At 48.8% G+C, this 19,535-nt stretch carries 14 protein-coding genes; 3 read left to right on the forward strand and 11 right to left on the reverse strand.

Annotated elements, in window-relative coordinates; translation table 11 throughout:
* Positions 1-161 precede the first annotated feature (161 nt).
* The 3 genes from RB620_RS09095 to RB620_RS09105 all read left to right on the forward strand — a co-directional run bounded on the left by RB620_RS09095 (position 162) and on the right by RB620_RS09105 (position 2,394).
* A complete protein-coding gene (locus tag RB620_RS09095) occupies positions 162-611 on the forward strand; it encodes a copper amine oxidase N-terminal domain-containing protein (protein WP_308093652.1) in 450 nt (149 codons plus the stop codon).
* Positions 612-860: 249 nt separating this feature from the next.
* A complete protein-coding gene (gene tnpB / locus RB620_RS09100) occupies positions 861-1,949 on the forward strand; it encodes an IS200/IS605 family element RNA-guided endonuclease TnpB (protein WP_308093776.1) in 1,089 nt (362 codons plus the stop codon).
* A 154-nt stretch (positions 1,950-2,103) separates the two neighbouring features.
* A complete protein-coding gene (locus RB620_RS09105; protein ID WP_308093654.1) occupies positions 2,104-2,394 on the forward strand; it encodes an RNA-binding protein in 291 nt (96 codons plus the stop codon).
* Positions 2,395-2,454: 60 nt separating this feature from the next.
* Here the strand turns inward: RB620_RS09105 and RB620_RS09110 are convergent, their stop codons facing one another.
* The 11 genes from RB620_RS09110 to RB620_RS09160 form a co-directional block, all read right to left on the reverse strand.
* Positions 2,455-3,021 carry an SF0329 family protein gene (locus tag RB620_RS09110; RefSeq protein WP_308093655.1) on the reverse strand — a complete coding sequence of 189 codons (567 nt, stop codon included), beginning with the start codon at positions 3,019-3,021 and terminating at the stop codon, positions 2,455-2,457.
* 164 nt (positions 3,022-3,185) lie between these two features.
* On the reverse strand, positions 3,186-6,650 hold the full coding sequence (locus tag RB620_RS09115; RefSeq protein WP_308093657.1) for an S-layer homology domain-containing protein: 3,465 nt from the start codon (positions 6,648-6,650) through the stop codon (positions 3,186-3,188).
* A gap of 213 nt (positions 6,651-6,863) precedes the next feature.
* On the reverse strand, positions 6,864-11,027 hold the full coding sequence (locus RB620_RS09120) for an AAA family ATPase (RefSeq protein ID WP_308093660.1): 4,164 nt from the start codon (positions 11,025-11,027) through the stop codon (positions 6,864-6,866).
* Between the two features lie 227 nt (positions 11,028-11,254).
* Positions 11,255-12,091, reverse strand: a complete 837-nt coding sequence (locus tag RB620_RS09125; RefSeq protein WP_308093662.1) for a sugar phosphate isomerase/epimerase family protein — start codon at positions 12,089-12,091, stop codon at positions 11,255-11,257.
* Between the two features lie 16 nt (positions 12,092-12,107).
* Positions 12,108-13,115: a zinc-dependent alcohol dehydrogenase gene (locus tag RB620_RS09130; protein WP_308093663.1), complete on the reverse strand. Its 1,008-nt coding sequence runs from the start codon at positions 13,113-13,115 to the stop codon at positions 12,108-12,110.
* Positions 13,116-13,455: 340 nt separating this feature from the next.
* Positions 13,456-14,346 carry a helix-turn-helix transcriptional regulator gene (locus RB620_RS09135; protein ID WP_308093664.1) on the reverse strand — a complete coding sequence of 297 codons (891 nt, stop codon included), beginning with the start codon at positions 14,344-14,346 and terminating at the stop codon, positions 13,456-13,458.
* A gap of 33 nt (positions 14,347-14,379) precedes the next feature.
* Positions 14,380-15,288 carry an RluA family pseudouridine synthase gene (locus tag RB620_RS09140; protein ID WP_308093665.1) on the reverse strand — a complete coding sequence of 303 codons (909 nt, stop codon included), beginning with the start codon at positions 15,286-15,288 and terminating at the stop codon, positions 14,380-14,382.
* 470 nt (positions 15,289-15,758) lie between these two features.
* On the reverse strand, positions 15,759-16,847 hold the full coding sequence (tnpB, locus tag RB620_RS09145; RefSeq protein WP_308093666.1) for an IS200/IS605 family element RNA-guided endonuclease TnpB: 1,089 nt from the start codon (positions 16,845-16,847) through the stop codon (positions 15,759-15,761).
* A 79-nt stretch (positions 16,848-16,926) separates the two neighbouring features.
* Entirely contained in the window at positions 16,927-17,187 is a 261-nt protein-coding gene (locus tag RB620_RS09150) for a hypothetical protein (protein WP_308093667.1), read from the reverse strand.
* A gap of 102 nt (positions 17,188-17,289) precedes the next feature.
* The gene (locus RB620_RS09155) at positions 17,290-18,288 is read right to left on the reverse strand and encodes a LacI family DNA-binding transcriptional regulator (RefSeq protein ID WP_308093668.1); all 999 of its coding nucleotides are present in this window, start codon (positions 18,286-18,288) and stop codon (positions 17,290-17,292) included.
* The gene (locus RB620_RS09160) at positions 18,269-19,399 is read right to left on the reverse strand and encodes an ABC transporter substrate-binding protein (protein ID WP_308093670.1); all 1,131 of its coding nucleotides are present in this window, start codon (positions 19,397-19,399) and stop codon (positions 18,269-18,271) included. Before RB620_RS09160 ends, RB620_RS09155 begins: the two co-directional genes overlap by 20 nt.
* Positions 19,400-19,535 lie beyond the last annotated feature (136 nt).

A 19,535-nucleotide genomic window follows, 5' to 3' on the forward strand; every position in this document is an offset into this window, starting at 1 on the left:
GAACCCCCTTCGCCGTTCTAAGGCATATCCCTTAGTAGCAGTCATTTATTAACCATATAATATCTTTATTGTGCTATGCATTCAATCGTCGAGAGACATACCATCCTTTTCATAATGAACTTTTTTCGCCACCCTGTAGAATGTTTCTGGGGTGAATTCAAATGAGAATGAAAATGAAAAGTCTAACCATTATTGTAATCATGCTGCTTGTCGCGTCCATGTTCCCGCAGCTGACGTCCGCGGCGGCGCAAAAGCCCGTCAAAGTGTACGTGCAAGGCTTGGAGGTCGAGTTCGACCAAACGCCAATCTTCACGAATGGCAGAGTGCTTGTTCCGTTCCGCCAAATCGCCGAGAGCATGGAAATCAGCGTCACTTGGGATCAAAAGTCCAAGCGGGTTACCGCGCAATACAAGAGCGCTTTTAAGAAAAAGACGGTCGTCATTCCGGTCAACGGCAAGACGGCAACCGTCGACAACAAAAGCGTGAAGCTGGATGTTCCCGCCAAAATCGTAGGCGGCCGCATCATGGTGCCACTGCGGTTCCTGACCCAATCGCTAGGCGCCCAAGTCGACTGGAACAACGAAAGCCAGGAGGTCGACGTCACGTATTGAATGGCAAACGGAACGACCTACAGCCAGATCAATGACAATGTTTCACTGAAGCACAATTCGATGCCAAACTTAACGCGATTTATCAGAAACACCTAGAATACTCCTGCCTCTAAGCTACCTTGCTCACGAAGTGAGAGTGTAAGCAGTGAATGAATCAGGAATTTTGTTAGTGGATAAATACGAACATATGTGCTAATATGAAGTTGATTTTACATCTATCCCTCTTGCAGCGAGGTGATGAATCAAACGATGCTCCATCATAAAGCATTCAAATTTCGTATCTATCCAAATCATGAACAAATCGTGCAGTTGCGCAAAACATTGGGTTGCAGCCGATTTGTGTTTAACCATCTTCTCGAGAAATGGAATCAGGTCTATCAGGAGACAGGCAAGGGCTTATCCTATAACACCTGTGCATCGCAGCTTCCAGCTATGAAGCGTAAGTGGCCTTGGCTGAAAGAGGTGGACAGCATTGCCCTACAGTCGGCTGTGCGCAACTTGGCTGACGGATTTCAGCGTTTCTTTAAGAGGCAGAATGATCCACCTTGCTTCAAAAGTCGCAAGCATCCCGTACAAAGCTACACGACCCGGTATACGAATGGGAACATTACCTTGAAGGGAGACCGTTTGCAGCTTCCCAAGTTAGGGTGGGTGCGCTATGCCACGTCAAGAGAAGTTGAAGGCCGGATTCTATCGGCAACGGTGCGCCTTGCCCCAAGCGGAAAATGGTTTGTATCGGTGATAAGTGAGGTCGACATCCAGCCCCTTCCCTTAACAGAAGGTATTCTCGGCATTGACGTGGGCATTAAGCAGCTTGCAGTGACATCGGAAGGTCTTGCCATACATAATCCAAGATATACGCTGCGGTATGAACGCTTGCTTGCGAAGTGGCAACGCATCCTGGCGAGAAGGCAGCGAGGAGGGGGCAACTGGAACAAAGCGAGAAGAAAAGTAGCCCAAATCCATGAGAGGATTGGAAATAGCCGCTTGGATACGATGCATAAGCAGACTACGAGATGGATACGTGAAAACCAAACGATCAGTATCGAGGACTTGCGCATTGCCAACATGATGAAGAACCGACACCTCGCCAAACATATTGCGGATGCTTCCTGGGGTGAAATGAGTCGACAACTGCATTACAAAGCCAAGTGGTATGGCCGAACGATAAAAGAGACACCGGCTTTTGCCCCTACGAGCCAAACCTGTCACGTCTGCGGAAACAAGCATGCAGAAGTGAAAGATTTGAGCATTCGTATATGGAAGTGTTCATTCTGTCAAACGGTACATGACCGAGACATGAATGCAGCACAAAATATAAAGGCCATGGCGTTGTAACGAAGTATGAGGAACTGTGGGAACCACAGGGATCGCTTGGCGTGCGATTTTTCAAAAGAAAATATCGACACAACTTTGCTCCAAGAGGAGCATCAACCCAAGAATCCCCCACCTCTTAGGTGTCGGGAGTGTTCAAGATGGCGAAGAACTGGTCATGACGTCCAAATGGACGAATCTGATGGACGCGAAGCGCATCGGTATCGTAGCGCAGCATATGGGTTTCTTCCGCGTCAACGGAAAGATTCGCGAGGTCTCGATGATCATTGACGGCGAGCTGAATGCCAGCGGCAAGTTCGACGGCACCTACTACCTCGAGCTTTACGACGAGAATACGGGCGATTTCATCGATGACGTCGTAGGCGAGATTAAGAATATCGCGTTCGATAAAACCGTGCAGTTCAATGTGAAAATGGCTGTTCAAAAAGTCGACTGGCGATTCGGCTAATGCAATGAAGCACCAAAGGGGCATCCTTATCGTCAACGATGACGAAGGGACGCCCCTCCTTTATTTGCCGAGCCGCAGCTCATAAAAATATTGCACGCTCGGATGCTTCTGCTTCATGATCCCTCGCATGTTCAACAGCCGCTTCTTCCCCACACGTCTATCCACCAGCGCGAGGATGTTCAATAAGATGTCGTCGCTCTCCAAGCTCTGATCGATGGATGAAGCAAGAAACCGGGTGGCCGTGGCGACAAAATCGGATTTGCTCAACTCGGACTGCGCCGTCATCAGCCGCTTGGCGAGCTCCGATGACTTCCGGCTTCTCGCGATCACCTGCAGCCGTTCCTCCGGAATGGTTCCCGCCGCGCTTTGTCTAATCGCCGCTATCTCTTCCTCGCTGATGAAAACCTGGATGGTTGGATCGTTCTTGATTTCTTGTTCCGTCTCGTACCATCTGATCGACGTCGTCGCATCCATCATGTTGAGGATGTTCTTTTTGTCTACCGTAAGATAACACTGTCCCGCTTTGCCCGGCAAATAACGGTAGCTCGTCGCTCGATATTCGACCGTTCCTACTAACGCAGGGTACAGAAAGCTTTCCAGTTGCTGTTTCAATTTACTCCAGGACATGCCCGCCTCCTAATTCCTCGTGAATGACACGCAGCGCTCCACATATGTGGTGTAGTTAGAGTCCACACACAAATATATACTAATTTCAGGGCACCTAAAAAAACAAGGGTTATCCTCAAGCAGTTGGTTCAACCGCCTGCAGGATAACCCGCTTTTTTGTTACTTTATTTGTTCATTTGCGCCAGCATCTTCACCAGAACCGTAACCGCTTCTGCTCTTGTCGCATTACCGCTTGGATCAAATGTGTTCTCGCCTTTGCCTCCGACGATGTCAAGGTTCTTCAGCTCAGCGACTGCCCCTTTTGCCCATAATGGAATGCTCTTGTCATCCGCGAACCCGGTTGCGGCATTCTCTTGGATAGACAGTTTAAGCGCACTGGCGATCATCGCAGTCATCTCTGCGCGCGTAATTTCGGCATTCGGACGGAATGTTCCATCCTTATAGCCTTGTATAATGCCTCCTCGCACAGCCTCCGCGACCGATTTCTGCGCCCATACTCCGATACTCGCTGTATCGGTGAAAGTCAGCGCCGCTCCTTCGCCTTGCAACTTCAACGCGTTCATCAGCATGACGGCAAATTCCGCACGAGTCACCTTTTTCTGAGGCTTAAACGTACCGTTCGGATACCCGCCGACAATGCCGCTGCTTACTGCTTGCTTGATGTTAGCCTCAGCCCAGTGTCCTGCGATGTCGCTGAGGTTAATCGTTGGTTTCGTGTCCGGTGTTGGTACGGTTGTCCCTTTACCTACAGCGAATACGGCGTACTTCGTAAGATGGTTTACAGTTATTGTGATTTTATCCTCGTTTACTGTGCCGCCCGGAACTTCCACCCATTCCTTCTTCACTTCGTCAAAATAGAATACGGCTACCGTTTGATCGCCACTCAATTTGGACGAATCGAATGTAAACGTCAGCGTGATCGGCTTAATGAAGTTTTCCGAGAAGTTTTTCAGAATTTCATAAACTGGGCTGGCTAGAACTTCCTCTTCTGTAAGAAGATTTTGAGTGCTCGTAAGTTCTTCAATCGTTATCTTCAACTCTTGGTTGCTAGCACCTGCCGGAATAGTGACCGTGATCTTATCACCCAAGCTAACCTCGCCAGTGCTGCCTACAGGTACCGTTATTGACCCGTTTGTGGAGGTAACTGGAGTTGTAGAATCACCACTCGGTGATGGGGTTGGTGTTGGTGCAGGTGTGACTGTTGCAGCCGTTACTGTAATCGTCGCAGTCCCCGATTTAGTCGTATCAAACGTTGATGTTGCTGTGATCATATAGCTGCCTATCGCTGTGTCTGCAGCTACCGTCACTAATCCACTCGCACTAACGGTTACTTTAGGGTTGCTGCTTGTCCATGTGACGGTTTGTGCCGCTCCGCCCACCTCTGTGACCGTAGCTGTCAGTTGCTTCGTTGCTCCTTGAGCGACATTCGCTGTTTCCGGACTTACACTTACACTTGTAACGATTCTATAGTAGCTGTCATCACTAATAGTTCCCTCATCATTTAAGCCGACTAATCCGCCCATATTCGTTCCTGTTCCATTCACAGTTCCTAATGCGTAGCTGCTGTCAATGTCCCCATAATTGAGGCCAACTAAGCCGCCGTAATTATTACCTGTTCCTGTTACACTTCCTGTTGCGTAGCTATCGCTGATGGTTGCATTATTTTCGCCGACCAAGCCGCCTAAGTTTGAGGATTGATCTCCGCTCACATTTACAGATGCGTAGCTGTCGCTGATGGTTGCATTATTTTCGCCGACCAAGCCGCCTACAGCATAACTCGATCTTTCATCAAAATATGCTCCATTCACGGTTCCTTTGGCGTAGCTGTTGCTGATTGCCCCGTTGTTCATACCAACAAGAGCACCTACATTTCTATTGCCGCTAACATTTACATTTTCCAGTTGCATATTGATAATAACACTTGCATTACCGGTATAACCGAATAATCCTTGCTCTCTACCGCTTGCTCGATCAATGGTTAGATTCCTAATTTTGAACCCATTGCCATCTATATTCCCTGTAAATTGTCTATTATTTTGACCAATCGGCACCCAGCCCTCGCCGGCTGTATAGCTGCTCAAATCAATATCCGCTGTTAGAATGAAATAAGCGCCTACTTCTGCTTCCGTTAAATGATCCCTGACCTCATTCAATTGCGTTGCGGTTGCAATTTCATAAGGATCATCTTGTGTACCCGTTCCTTCGCCGGAATAGGCAACCTTAATGAATTGCTCAACTATTGCTTCTGCATAACCGTTTGCCAATACCGTGATATCATGGTAACCCACAGACAGAACGCCTGCATCAATCGTAATCTTACCGTTCGCGACGACATAATTCTCTTCTGGAATGATGGTCGTTCCATCCATCACTGCTCTGATATTATTGCTATATGCAGCATTATCCTCAAAAGTAATCTCAATCTCGTGTGCATCGTCGTTATAAATTGTATCCGCTGATAGTGCAGACGGATTCATTAAGAGACTTCTTACCGTCAATTTAGTACCTTTCGACCCATCGGAATAGGCCACATATGGAATGCCATCATTTACATACAAGGACGTGTATGCTCCGGAATTTGGCGAAGCAGCACTATTAGCAACTAGCTGCCAATCGGTTCCATCAAATTTCTTCACCGTAGCTTTGTAACCATTCGTGTCATCCGTGTAAGCTACATACGGAATTCCATTGTCATCTACAAACATAGATGGGAAAGATGCACTGCCCGACGAAACAGCACCACTGCCAACAGGCACCCAACCGTCTCCGTCATACTTCATAACTGTGGCTTCGGTTCCATTCGATTTATCCAAGCCATCCAAGTAAGCCAAATATGGCGTTCCGGTGTTATCAACATACAAGGACGGGTTATATGCTATACCTGTCGAAAAAGCAGGATCGCCAACGGTAACCCAACTTCCATTGTCAAGCTTCATCACCGTGGCTTTATAGCCGTTCGCTCCATCCAAATAAGCCACATATGGCGTTTCAGTGGTATCAACATACAAGGACGTGAATTCTCCACTGCCCGTTGAAACAGCACTTCCGCCAACAAGTACCCAAGCGGCCCCATTATAACGCATCACCGTGGCTTTATTGCCATTCGCTGCATCCATATAAGCCACATATGGCGTTCCAGCGTGATCTACAGACAAGGATGTGTAATTTGCACCACCCGTCGAAACAGCACTTCCGCCAACAGGTACCCAATTGGTTCCGTCATATTTCATCACCGTGGCTTTGGATCCATTCGCTTTATCGATATACGCCACGTACGGAATGCCAGTGTTATCTACAAACATGGACGTGTATTCTGCTATACCCGTAGAAACTGCGCCACTGCCAACAAGCACCCAATCCGTTCCGTCATATTTCTTTACTGTGGCTTTTTTGCCATTCCCATCGGTGTACGCCACGTACGGAATGTCTTTGTCATCTCTATGATCTACAAACAAAGACGTGAACCGTGCCGCACCCGTCGAAAAGCCCGCATTGCCTACATTTCCCCATACCAGGTCGACACTCGCATAAGCTTTGCCTCCCCCAGGCACAATTAGTCCGAACATGCCTCCCATCACCATCGCAAATACGAGCATGATGGATATTCCTTTGTTTAATAGTTTACTCATTCCAGTTCCTCCTTCAAATATGCTGTTACCAGGTGAATGATCATGTATGTCGAGCACTGATCACCTTCATCGTGTACAAGTTAATAAAATATAGCCTCTTTTCGCGAGAAACGTATCATCCAAAAGTATGAGATAAGCAGAAATATGTCGAAAAACATCGAAAAATCGGAGCCTGTTGGCTCCGATTGCGGATGTTTGTTTGAATTGTAGAAACTACTCAAGCAACCTCAGTTCCCTTGCCTGCGCGATCGCTTGCAATCGCCGTTTGACGCCGAGCTTTCCATACAGATTGGAAAGATGCGTTTTGACCGTGGCTTCCGTCAACCCGAAACGGAAGGCAATTTCCTTATTGGATAAGCCGTCCGACAAGGCATACAAAATTTCCGTTTCACGGTCTGTCAGCCGTTCGACAAGCGGCTGCGCATGAGGTGCGGAGCTCGCCACGCTAATCTGTTCGCGAGATTCCGCTAATGACTTCAAGTAAACCATTCGGCTAATCATCAGCTCCAGCGCTTCCAGCTTCATCTCGTTAAACACGCCGGAGATCAAATTATTTTCCAAATAAAGTACTGACGGCAACGACTCTTCTGGCCAAACAACAGGCATACAAAGTACCGATTTCGGCTTGCAGCGACGGATATAACGATCAGCTGCAAAAGGGCTGTCTGAGGCATCCGCAAGTACGACCGGTTCGCTGCTGTTGACGACATAACGAACGATAGCTTCCGCGTACGAAGGAGCTTCAGCGAGTTGTTCTCTGCCTCCTGCTCGCGCCAATACGGAAAATTGTTCCTCGCGACTACTCAGCACATACCCCTTCACCGCGCCTGAATAGTGGAGTGCCGAATCAAGGAAACGAACCATAACATCCTCATTGTCTCTCGAACTCGACCTTCCCGAAATTTGCCGGATGAGCGCTTTTTCGTCCACGATAAATGGCATTGCTTCGCGAGCAGCTTCATCTCGCCCCGCTTTTTCAGTGACCGCCCTACCGTCCTCTTGCACTTGTACCATAAACAATGGCAGCTCGGGGTATGCCTCTCTCAGCTTGCTTACTTTAACAGTGGCGCCCCACCTTGAATACGCAGTACAGGCATCGGCCATGAGCGCATCCGCAGCCGTTGTCATCCCCGTTTCTCTGTAATACATAGAAGCTCGTTCGCAAGCGATCGCTTCCAGCAATCCGTATCCTTCGCTTCGCGCTGCCTGGATTGCGTCCTCATATCCTTTTGCTGCGGCTGCCCGATTTCCTTCTATCCACCGCAATTCAGCAGTGACTAGCATATAAGCCGACAACATTGATCCTGAAGAATAGTAGGATTGTTGCTTCATGGAGCGCAGTTGCTTATGCAACGCGGCACGAATGCCTTTGGACCCTTCCGTCTGATCTTCCCAATAAAGAGCGGCCAGAGACAACGACTGATATAGAAGCTGTTTGCAGGTTAGGAGCGGATTTTGCCGAGTCTCGTTAAATCTGGCACGTTCCCCCCATTTCAGAGCCATTCGGTAACCTTTTGCCAAATAGGCCGTTTCCATTTTGCATGTGCAGTAATAGAATGCCTGATTTTTTTGGTTCACGTTAAGATGTTCCCCTCGCACCGGAACATCGATCTCATCAAGAGTGCCGGATTCACCCTGCAGCTCCCTCATATACATTCGTGTAATACGAAATAGCTTCAGCGTTACTTCATCCAGCACTTTCTCGTATGATTGTTCACAATCAGACATGAATGCAGACAACACATACAGGTCGCCGGTATGATTAATAATGCGCAACACCGTTGAATAGGCAGCGAATGTCATATCGCCTGCTTGCAGCCCATAGTCTACCGACTTCTCAAAATGCTTCACCGCTTCATGCGAACTGCGGTATTGCCCGCTGAGACCCATGACAAAATGAAGACGACCTCTAAGCACCGCGCTTTCAAAGGATGTCGAAAGCTCGTAAGCGAGCTTCGTTAATCGTGCGCCTGCATTGTTACGTGGAAATCCAAGGTCAAGCATCATGCCGTATGCGCCTAGCATAAAAATAAACGCTTCGTTGTTCCCATGTTTCAGACCGTAACGGATGAATCTGGGATACAACACGGCAGCCAGCTCGGGGCTTGACACAAACACCGAAGCCGACATTGTCATGACTAAATCCGATAGGGCTCTATAAACTGGCTCACGGTTAACCGGCAAACACGGCAATTCGGCACGTGTCCGATACAGGGCGAATTGTGTCAACGCCACTTCTTTTGCCATTGCAGCTTTCGATGGCTTCACAGGCAAATTCCAACCAAACTCCGCTAGCGCCTGAAGCCCAATATTTAATGCTGCATCGTCTTTTTTCGAATAAGCATTCATCGCGATCCGGATGAGGTAAATGCGGGAACGCTCTAGTGTATCCGTCGTACGGGTCATCAACTGGTCAAGCAACTCTTCCGCACGGTCTACGCGACCGCACATGTATTCGCACTCGGGCAGCTCTAGCATAATCCGGTAGGCAACAGAGCCTGTTCCCTGCTTATCGTCCGTTGCCAAACGCAAGCCGGTTTCCAGAAAATGCAACGCAGCCGCAAACGCCGTAGAGGCCTTCGATTTCAAGCCGGCCTGAAGATTGTAGGCAGCAAGCGCTTCTTTCTCCGCTTCATCCGTAATCTCATCGCAGCCCCGATTCAAATGGTAGACCACATCGAAGATCGACTCTTCCGGCTCTTCCAGCTCGCCCGGCTCATCGCTTCTCATCGCTCGTCCGATCCTCAGATGAAAAGCCGCTTTCTCCAATTCAGGAACAGCTTGATACGCGGCCTGTTGCACACGGTCATGCAAAAAGGTATAATGGCCGCCCCCCGTCTCCACTTCATCCGTGTCGTTGTCCCGTCGTAGTAAGCCTTCTTCCACTACGGATTGTAACAGCTCGAGCGTTTCAGATATGGAACGCCCGCTTACAAGCGCTATTGTGGCAAGGCGGAAGCGGTGCCCGATGGCTGCCGCTATCGCCAGCAGCTCAATCGTTTCCTCCGGCAGCATCCGAATGCGATTCCCAATCAAATGAAGGATGTCAGGATCTTCTGCTAGTTGATCTATCGCATCGGTTTCCCAAGTCCATATCGCTTGTTCTTCATCAAAATAAAGCTTGTTATCGCGATACAGACTGTCGAGCAGTCGATGTACGTATAACGGATTGCCCCCTGTACGATGGTAAAGCGACTCGGCAAACGATCGAACTCGCGACGTATTTTCATGTAACATATGCGATACAAACTGTCTTACTTCGATGTAGGATAGCGCTTCGAGGGCGATATGCCTCATCTGTAGAGGGGTATCAGCCAGTGGAGGCGACTCTTCCCGAGATGCGCCTATTATGAATAAACCTTGCAGCGTTTGGTCATGCGCCAACGTACGGAGGACGTCCAGCGTTGCCGGATCAGCCCATTGAAGATCGTCCAGAAACAGCACCAGCGGATGCGCCTTACTCGCAAAGCACTTCATAAAAATAGGCAGCAGTCGTTGCAACCGGATCGTCGCTTCGGCAGGAGGCAGCGGTTCTACAGCAGGAAAGATACCAAGAAGCGTTACAGCCTCCGGCAGCAACTGTGCAATGACACCCGCTCCCGTGCCTAATGATTCCGTTAATCGAGCCTTCAGCTTCGCCTTTCGTTCAGACGATTCGCTCCACATTTGCCGGATCAATTTGCCCAGCGCCTGAATGATCGGTTCAAAAGGAATATCCCGATTCATCAGATCGCATTTGCCCGTTACAAACTGGCCCCCGTCCCTTATGACCGATGTCTGAAGCTCTCGAATCAGGGCGGTTTTACCGCTGCCGGCTTTGCCGCTAACGAATACGAACGGAGATGCTCCCGTACGAGTCTGTTCATAAGCTTCGCGCAGCGTTTCACTTTCCGCCTCTCGGCCGAAAAGAGACCGCGGAAGCCGAAATTGGCTGGCCTCATCCGTATAGGCAATTTCAAAAGGAATGATTTCTCCATTTTGCTCCAGAGACGAAAAACACTTTTTCAAATCGGCTAACAACCCGTAAGCACTCTGATAGCGCTCCTCAGGCGACTTCGACAACAGCTTCATGATGATATTTTCGAGTGACCCCTCCGTCTCTGGACGCAGCTCGCGTAGAGGCTTCGTTGTCATTGCAAGGTGAGCATGAACCCACTCTTCCTTACTGTGCGCCTGGAACGGCAAACTCCCCGCCAGCATCTCGTAAAACATCACGCCTAGTGCATACAAGTCGCAGCGCCTGTCGGGCGTACGATTGATTTTGCCTGTTTGTTCGGGAGCTATATAGGCGTAATCTATCTCACTATGGTCTGCCAGAACAGCTAGATTCATCTCGGATTGGATTCGAACGCCTGCTGGATTCAAATCGCCAATCATCGTATTTCGCCGATGAACCGATTGAACTAATTTCGTCAGAGCTATTGCTTTATGTAAAAAAGGGAGGGTTTCCATTGAAGTCCCATTCAGCAATTCCTTTAGCTTGATCCCCTCTGATCGTGACATTCTGTCTAATCCTCCGTTTGATATCGATTATCCTATACTCCTATGGAAAGTTTAGTACCGTTTCTTATTCTATCATTATTTGGCGTACATATCTCCTTATCCTAAATTACGCCTCCTGCACCAAACACCTTATCAAATCCTGCCTGAGATCTAGCAAGTAAAACATCTGAACTTTGCTCTATGGATGAAGATATGACCTCCTGTGCAACGATTCCCCGATAGCCAATGCTTTGCAGGCTAGAGATAAAGCCTGCCAAATCAATCACGCCTTCTCCTGGGTATAAACGATCGTTGTCGATTAACTGTTCGATAGGCAAGTCTTTCGCATCATTAATATGAGCATGAACGATCTGCTGCGGCTTTAATTGCAATAAATCTTCAGTAGTTAATCCATTCGTGTGCCAATGATAGGAATCGAGCAATAACCCCACATTTTGAGACCCAATCGCTTCAATCCAGCTAAGCGTATCCTTCATGCTCCAGATCGTTGGATTCGACCATTGCGTGCGTAAGTGATGACTGCCTACAAACTCTAATCCTAATGATATTCCGTAAGCTCCTAAAATTTCGGATACGATTCGCAGCCTCCTTGTTGCCGCAATAATAAAGGATGCCGCCGGCTCATCGGTTGCAGGCAAAATGTATGTGCAGCAGGTATAACAGCGCAATGAAGCTGCCGCCGCCGCCGCTTCCATTAATGAAGGCAGTCCTTCAACAAATTGCTCCTCAGATGAACGCCATTCCACATGAAGATCAAAGGACCCAATGATTACTCCATTGCTTTCTAGTAATTGAATAGCGCCTTCTTGACCATGTACTCTAATCAAATCTAATGGGTTAAGATCTACAGACTGAAAGCCATACTTTGCAGCCTTGCGAATGTAAGCCTCGTCCGCTCCAATCGATCCCACACCCGCACGAGTTAAGCCTCTGAGCATATCTTCTCCCTCCTCCTTATGTCCAGTCGAATAGCACGCCATTGTACTGATCTTTATTATTTCTCAATCCCTCATAAGCAACTGGCGCTTGATCCGGTTTAATAACATGACTAATTAATGGTTCGATTTTCAATCGATTCTGCTTCATTAGATCAAAGACAATACGTGAATTTCTTACTAGGGAATGCTTAACAAACGGATTCGGCCCAGTCGGATACCGCCACTCATGAGCACCCTTGAACGTAATACAGCCGAGGTTGTACAAATGGCAATGGTTCAACACATGCGTGACATCCGTGTTGTACTCTCCTCGCGGACTGCCTAGAAATACGATTTCCCCTAAGGAACCGATGTAGCTCAAGCTATCTACAGCAACCTTTGGTACGCCAGTAGCCTCAATATGCGTGGAGACGCCTTTGCCACCGGTAATTTCCATAATTCTATCTCTGGCATTTTCTTCTGACCCATTTAGCGGATAATCTAATCCGCATACGCTAGCTGTTTTCAATCGTTCCTTAGCAAGATCAACACCGATAACCGTTGCTCCTTGCAAGCGAGCTAGCTGTGCAGCTAAATTACCAACAAGGCCTAATCCAGATACGCTAATATAATCACCAAGCTCAATATTAGAAACTCGCACGGAGGTCATGGCTACTGTTGCCATACGGGTAAATGGAACCCATCTTAAATCGAGGCCCTCAGGAACTTTAATAAACACATCTTTAGTCCCCACATATTGGTATTCTTGATGACTTCCATAATGGAACACAAAATCTCCCTTCTGGAAATCAGCTACATTCTCTCCTACCTCCATAATACGGCTAACGCTAGCATAGCCAGGACATACAGGATGTGGCGCCCAGCCTTCATTACCAGATAACATCGCAAGCTCTGTACCGGGGCTGATTAATGAATAAATTAATTGAACAAGAGCTTCACCATTCCCTGGTTTTCTTGCTTCGAATGGTTCCTCTACCGTTTCTACCTGCCAAGGACTTACAAACATAATTTTTCTATTTATCATTAGCGATCACTCCTCATCATCAATTCCCTATTAATGTAAAGCCTGACACGCAGAATGTCTTTACCTGTAAAAATGATTTTTTGTCTATGACTACGATCGATTCATTTTCAATCGATAAGCCCTGCAATTATATATACTGCTCTACAGTTGATACTACGGTACTGTTGCGTTACTTTGTATGTGTTTGATTTATCTATAAATCTGCATCTCGCTCTCAAGGCTTTCTATACTCTCCACTGCCTCATTCGCCATGCAAAAGACTTCATTACATACAAAAAGGCGCCTGTACTCCCCTCAATCTAAGGAAGATACAGACACCTAATATTGTATTGCTAGCCTACTATGTGATCTGAATATTTGTTGACTGTGTTGCGGCATACTTGCTTGGCGTTATTCCAACATGCTCCTTGAAGGAGCGACTAAATAAGTGAATGCTAGAGAAGCCCACCTCTTCTGCAATCTCTGTAATCGTCTTATTGCCTAATAAAATTTTGAGCTTTGCCTGTTCGATCCTGACATGCTTCAAATAATTATAGATGGATATTCCAAGCTGATTTTTAAACAAATACGACAAGTGATTAGGCGTTACGCCCGCATAGTTGCTCACATCCTCATTTTTGAGCAGAGGATCATGATAACGCTTATTCATACACTCGATGGCTCTCTCAATCGTCGGCCAGCCTTTAGTCATTTTTCCTTTACTTTGGTTATGCTCAGACTGGTTTTTGAAAAATAAATGCAACAGCTCCAGACAAAGTGATTTGATTAGAAGTATATTTTTCTGAACCGGGATCGTTATTTCTTGCTGCAATTGCAAAAATCGCTTCTTGCACTCCATTCGATCTGCAAGCTTCAAATGAGCAACCGGATGTATATCGGCCAAGCTCATTTCCTTTGCTAGAATATCATCCCTTCGAAAATGAACTGCGCTTGTGTTCTTCAATCGACTCCTGTTTTCGTCATAAAACAAATCAAAATGAAAAATATATTGAATAAGGGGAAGATCGGAGGTAGATCGAATCAGATGAGACATCAACGGATGCATGATTATCACATCTCCTTCGCCTACTTCATACTTTACGCCGCTGAGAATAAATTCCGCTTCTCCTTGCTCGATATACGTATAGACATGATCATGATCCATCCACTCACCAGTTAAGGAATAGGACTTCATAATTCTTCCTGTTCGAACAAAGGGGGAGATGCTGTTCAACCATAAATGTTGATTCAATTTTGATCCTCCTGGCAATGTTCGGTCTTCCAATTATCGAATCAAAGCAAGAAACGCCTTCGGAATCTCCGTTTCGAACCGCATGGGCTGGCCTGTGGACGGATGGACAAAAGCCAACACGCGTGCGTGGAGACCCAGACGATTAAGCGCCTTGGACTTCGATCCGTACTTCTTGTCCCCTACGATGGGATGTCCGATGTCTTCCATGTGGACGCGTATTTGATTTTTTCGCCCGGTTTCGAGCTGGACTTCCAATAATGTGAAGCTGCTACTAGATTGAATGGTTTTGTAATGCGTCACGGCGTGCTGGCCGTCGTTTGGTCGCTGGCTGGAGTACATTTTGAGCGTGCTGCTTTCTCTCAGCCATGACGAAATCGTGCCTTCCGGTTTTTTCACCTTGCCTTCAACCAGTGCTACGTATGTACGCTCCTTGACGGCGTCCTGCCAGTCGTTCTGAAGCAGCTGTTGAACCTTCTCGCTTTTGGCGAACATCATGATGCCGGAAGTATCCCGATCCAGACGATGCACGACAAAAACCCTGCTTCCGGGATCTTTTGCGCGAACATGGCTCATCAGCTGCCGGTAAGCCGTCATTTCGGTTTCTTGAGCCGAAGCGATCGACAGCAAACCCGCATTCTTCTGAATGACGATGATATCCTCGTCCTCGTGCAGAATCGTCAGACCGATGAGCGGCGCTTCTTCGACCACCCGATCCTTTCGAATGATGACCGTTTGTCCAGGCTGAAGGGGGTAATTGTACTCCTTCACGACTTTATCGTTAACCGATACTTGTCCGCGGGCCAGTATGGCTTTAACGGAGTTCCGACCGAGCTTGGCTTGTTTATGCAATAAAAAAAGCAGCAGCTCCGTCGGCTCTTTGACGGTATACTGGCTGATATTCGGACGGCTTGCTTTCGATTGTTTCGGTTTGTTTTTATGCAAAATCACGACCTCCATTTCGTGAACACTATATCATTTTGGCGGCGTGAAAGCTATATCAAGCGCCTTGTCACCTCCCTAAGATAGCTGAGCCGGGAAGGAATGCACGGGTCGTACGGGAATGCATTTGTAAGCGCGATGATCGATGGCAGCAGCCAACAGTGGCTGGACACCGGTTTATATTTGCCATCCTCGGCATCCCTGTAGACGAAGTCCGGGGAGCAAGCCCGTCTCCGCGCTAAACCCTTCATGCAGATCGCCTATAATCGTATAGGTAGTATCGATCACCTTCAACCAGCGTTTGTCGTCGGTCGCTTTGTAAAATTCTTTCATGTGCTGGAGCTTGAACGCTCCCACCACTTAGCTATGCTTGAAGTGGGGGATTCTTGGGTAATCGATCCTATCGGTTCGAATTGTGCAGCGATGAGCTGTACACCAAGCGAAACTGTGGTTCCCACAGCTATAGTGAGTAGCTAAACAGCTACTCTCTTTATATTTTTAGCTGCATTCTCGTCTCGATCATGCAGGGTATTGCACGAAGGACAGCTCCACTGCCTCACCGTTAGTCTTTTGACTTCCGGATTTACAAAGCCGCAGACATGGCAGGTTTGGCTCGTTGGCGCGAACGTATCCGCCACTTTTAAGGTGCGTCCATACCATTCGGCTTTATAGCGGAGCAAACGCTCGAACTCGCCCCAAGACGCATCCGCGATCGATTTGGCAAGCTTATGATTTTGAAGCATATTCGCCACTTGCAAGCTTTCGATGCTGATAGTTTGGTTTTCGCGAATCAGCTTTGTCGTGAGCTGGTGCAAGAAGTTCTGACGGGTGTTTGCTATTTTCTCGTGAATGCGAGCCACCTTTTGCTTGGCTTTATGCCAGTTTGATCCGCCTTTGGCGCGCCGGCTCATGCGGCGTTGCCAGAAAGCTAACTTCTTTTCGTATGTGCGGTATGCCTTAGGACTCGCGAAACGACTGCCATCCGAGCATACGGCAAACGTTTTGAGCCCAAGATCCACACCGATATGCTTGTCAGCTGGCGGCAATGGTTGTTGCTCCACCTCGCAAACGAGAGCGACAAAGTATTTGCCTGCCGCATTCCGCCGCACCGTTGCTGACAGAATGCGGCCTTCGCAGACTCTCGAATTTGCACAACGAATCCAACCAAGCTTGGGAAGCTTGACCCCATTGCCGCTCATCGCAATGTTGCCGTTTGTAAATCTTGTCGTATAACTTTGAACAGAATGTTTACGGTTCTTGAAACGCGGAGCTTGATTTTGCTTCTTGAAAAACCGGTCGAAGCTGTCCGCTACCTGGCGCACGGCTGATTGAAGAGCAATGCTATCGACAGCCTTGAGCCATTCAAAGGCAGCTTTCAGTGCTGGCAGCCCAGTGGCACAGGCGTGATAAGATAACCCCTTGCCCGTTGCCTCATACGTGTCGTTCCATTTCGCCAAGAAATGGTTAAAGACAAACCTGCAACAACCAAACATCTGTCGGATGAGCGTTTGCTGTTCTTCCGTGGGGTAGATGCGATATTTATACGCCTTATGGACCAACATGCCGCACAACATCCTCTCAAGTAGTGGATAGACCTATTATAGTACATATGTTCTTATTTTGGTTCAAAAAAAGAACGATTCATCCCCCCCACTTAGCCAAACTTGAAGTGAGGGTATTCTCGTTAATTTTGATAATATCCGACAGCCGCGTTGCAGGCTTAAAGCTCGGTTCGCTGTTGGAGATGGACACCCAGTCGCCAAGCTGAAGGTGAAAATGCTCCGGATGAACCTCGCTCTCCATAATCGCGTTGATTACTTTCACGGCCTCGCCGCTGTAATCGATCGATCCATCGCTTCCCCATTGTTTATCGGCCATCAGCAAGGAATATGCGATGATCACTGCCTCTCAACTCATTTTATTTAAGCGCTTTAACTTAATAAGGAAAAGAAGGTCCCAGCAGCAACGTACCAGGACCTCGAAGTGTTAAAACTGTTTGCGGACCTACCTCCGCGCCGCCGTGGACTCCCGCACGATCAGCTCCGGCTCCACTTGAACCGTGACTCTGCGTGCGTCAGCGTCGTTGATGGCCGCGAGCAGCAGGTCGACGCCCATCGCGGCGATGCGGTCCGCGGGCTGCCGCATCGTCGTCAGCATCGGGCGGAACTCCGACGCCAGCACCTGATCGTCGAAGCCGACGATGGAGACGTCGCGCGGGATGCGGATGCCTTCGTTCATACAGGCGTCCATGACGCCGATCGCGATGTAGTCGTCCGCCGCGAAGATCGCCGGCGGCAGCTTGCCGGCAGCAATCCAGTTCATCGTGACTTGGTAGCCGAAAGGAATCTCGAACGGTCCTCTCTCCACCGCGTAAGGCTGCAGCCCCGCGTCTTCCAGCGCCTTCCGATAACCCCGCTCCCGCTCCCTGCTGCTGAGGTAATCCGCGGGACCGGCGATATGGGCGATCTCCGTATGCCCTAGATCGATTAAATGTTTGGTCGCCTCATAGCCGCCCCTGAAGTTATCGACGATGATGGAGGTCACCGCCGGATTCCGGTTCGAATTATCGATCATGATGAACGGAATGTTTTTCTTGGTCAAATCGTTGATAAATTTGCCCTCGTCCGCAGGGGGAAGCGACAGCAGAATAACGCCGTCCACGCGATCCTCCTCGAACAAAGGCCGATGAATCGTATCCGCGTAGCTCTTCGAGACCGACAAGGCCAAATAATATCCGTGGTCGGCCAGCCTGCCGTTGATCTCATGTACGACGGCATCGAAGAACGAGTCGTGCAGCGTCGTCAAAGTGAGGCCGATGATCCCCGTCTTCCCCCTCGCCAAACTTCTGGCGGCGGCATTCGGGTGGTAATCGAGCTCCTTCATCGCCTGCAACACTTTATCTCTGTTCTTCTGGCGGACCGAAGACGAATTGTTCAGCACCCGCGACACGGTCACGACCGACAATCCCGATTTTCTGGCTACATCAAAGATACTGACTTTCATCGCATTGGCTCCCGGTTAAAAACGTATTTCTTAACGAATACCATACTTCCGCCGAAAGTTCAATCGCGAAAAGCAACTTGTTCACCCGCTCCAGCAGCGCCTTCAGCTTCTCTTCGATGACCGGCAGCGCGTCTTCGACCTTCTGCTCGCCATTCTCAACGTTCGCCAGCTCGTTAATGAAAAGCTCGTTGATTTGCGAGTAGTTCGCGATTAGGTGGTTGTAGGATTCGAAGCCGTATTTGTACGCGCCGTCGAATACTTGCTTCAGCTGCTCCGGCGCGATGCCTTCGAAGTTGCTGTAGTACGCTTCGGCCGCGTCTTGGTTCACCGGCGGGTTGCCGCCGCTCAGCTCAATCGATTTCTCCTGAATTTCCTTCGTCACCAGGAACTTGATCCATTCGAGCGCTTCCTCCGGATGTTTGGAATCCTTCAGCACGAAGAGCGGATCGATGTAGAGCACGCTGCGCACGTCCGGGTTCGGCCCTTGCGGTACGGCGGCTACGCCGACGTTGAAGTTGAACTCGCTGGATGCCGCGAGGCTCCACGAGCCGACGACGGACATCGCCACTTTGCCCGAGAGGAACGGATCTCCGAACTGACCGGACACGGACTTCATGAACGCCGGCGTCGGGGATACCTTCTCGTCATAGATGAGGCCGTATACTTTTTTGTACGCTTCGACCACTTCCGGCTTGGTCAGGTTAATCTCGGAAGGCTTGCCGCCGTTCGTCCAAACATCGTCCGAATAGACATTGCCTCCAAAATATTGCGGACGCTGGTTGCGCTCGCCGAAGCCGAAGTCCACGCCGTATTGCGCGACGTTCAGGTCCTCGGAATCGACCGTCAGCTTCTTCGCGTATTCGACCATTTTGTCGAAGGTCCAGCTCTTGTCCTCATAGTCCGTCGGCGGATACGGCAGGCCCGCTTTGTCGAACAGGTCTTTGTTGTAGAGCATGACGGTGACGTAGCTGTTGAGCGGAATGCCGTACGATTTTCCGTCTACCTTGTAGATGTCCATCACTTCTTCCGGGATGCTGTAGTCCGATGCTTTGAAGTCGCCCAGATAAGGCGTCAGATCCATCAGCATATCCTTGTTGTAGTACTCCGTCAATGACTCCCACTTAGCTATTTTTTGATGAGGGAGCTTGTAACTACCCAATCGTGGTAACGTCTCTACGACTCCGATCTCTTTGCGTTCAGAAGAACGTGGTGTTACATCCACGATAAGCATACGCCTATCGATGGGC

The organism is Paenibacillus sp. LHD-117, assembly GCF_030929555.1.
Lineage (GTDB): Bacteria > Bacillota > Bacilli > Paenibacillales > Paenibacillaceae > Pristimantibacillus.

Excerpts from the sequence above, each read along its gene's own strand:
- RB620_RS09095 (WP_308093652.1), top strand. The coding sequence starts at position 162 with ATGAGAATGAAAATGAAAAGTCTAACCATTATTGTAATCATGCTGCTT.
- tnpB (WP_308093776.1), top strand. The coding sequence starts at position 861 with ATGCTCCATCATAAAGCATTCAAATTTCGTATCTATCCAAATCATGAA.
- RB620_RS09105 (WP_308093654.1), top strand. The coding sequence starts at position 2,104 with ATGACGTCCAAATGGACGAATCTGATGGACGCGAAGCGCATCGGTATC.
- RB620_RS09110 (WP_308093655.1), bottom strand. The coding sequence starts at position 3,021 with ATGTCCTGGAGTAAATTGAAACAGCAACTGGAAAGCTTTCTGTACCCT.
- RB620_RS09115 (WP_308093657.1), bottom strand. The coding sequence starts at position 6,650 with ATGAGTAAACTATTAAACAAAGGAATATCCATCATGCTCGTATTTGCG.
- RB620_RS09120 (WP_308093660.1), bottom strand. The coding sequence starts at position 11,027 with ATGATTGGCGATTTGAATCCAGCAGGCGTTCGAATCCAATCCGAGATG.
- RB620_RS09125 (WP_308093662.1), bottom strand. The coding sequence starts at position 12,091 with ATGCTCAGAGGCTTAACTCGTGCGGGTGTGGGATCGATTGGAGCGGAC.
- RB620_RS09130 (WP_308093663.1), bottom strand. The coding sequence starts at position 13,115 with ATGATAAATAGAAAAATTATGTTTGTAAGTCCTTGGCAGGTAGAAACG.
- tnpB (WP_308093666.1), bottom strand. The coding sequence starts at position 16,847 with ATGTTGGTCCATAAGGCGTATAAATATCGCATCTACCCCACGGAAGAA.
- RB620_RS09155 (WP_308093668.1), bottom strand. The coding sequence starts at position 18,288 with ATGAAAGTCAGTATCTTTGATGTAGCCAGAAAATCGGGATTGTCGGTC.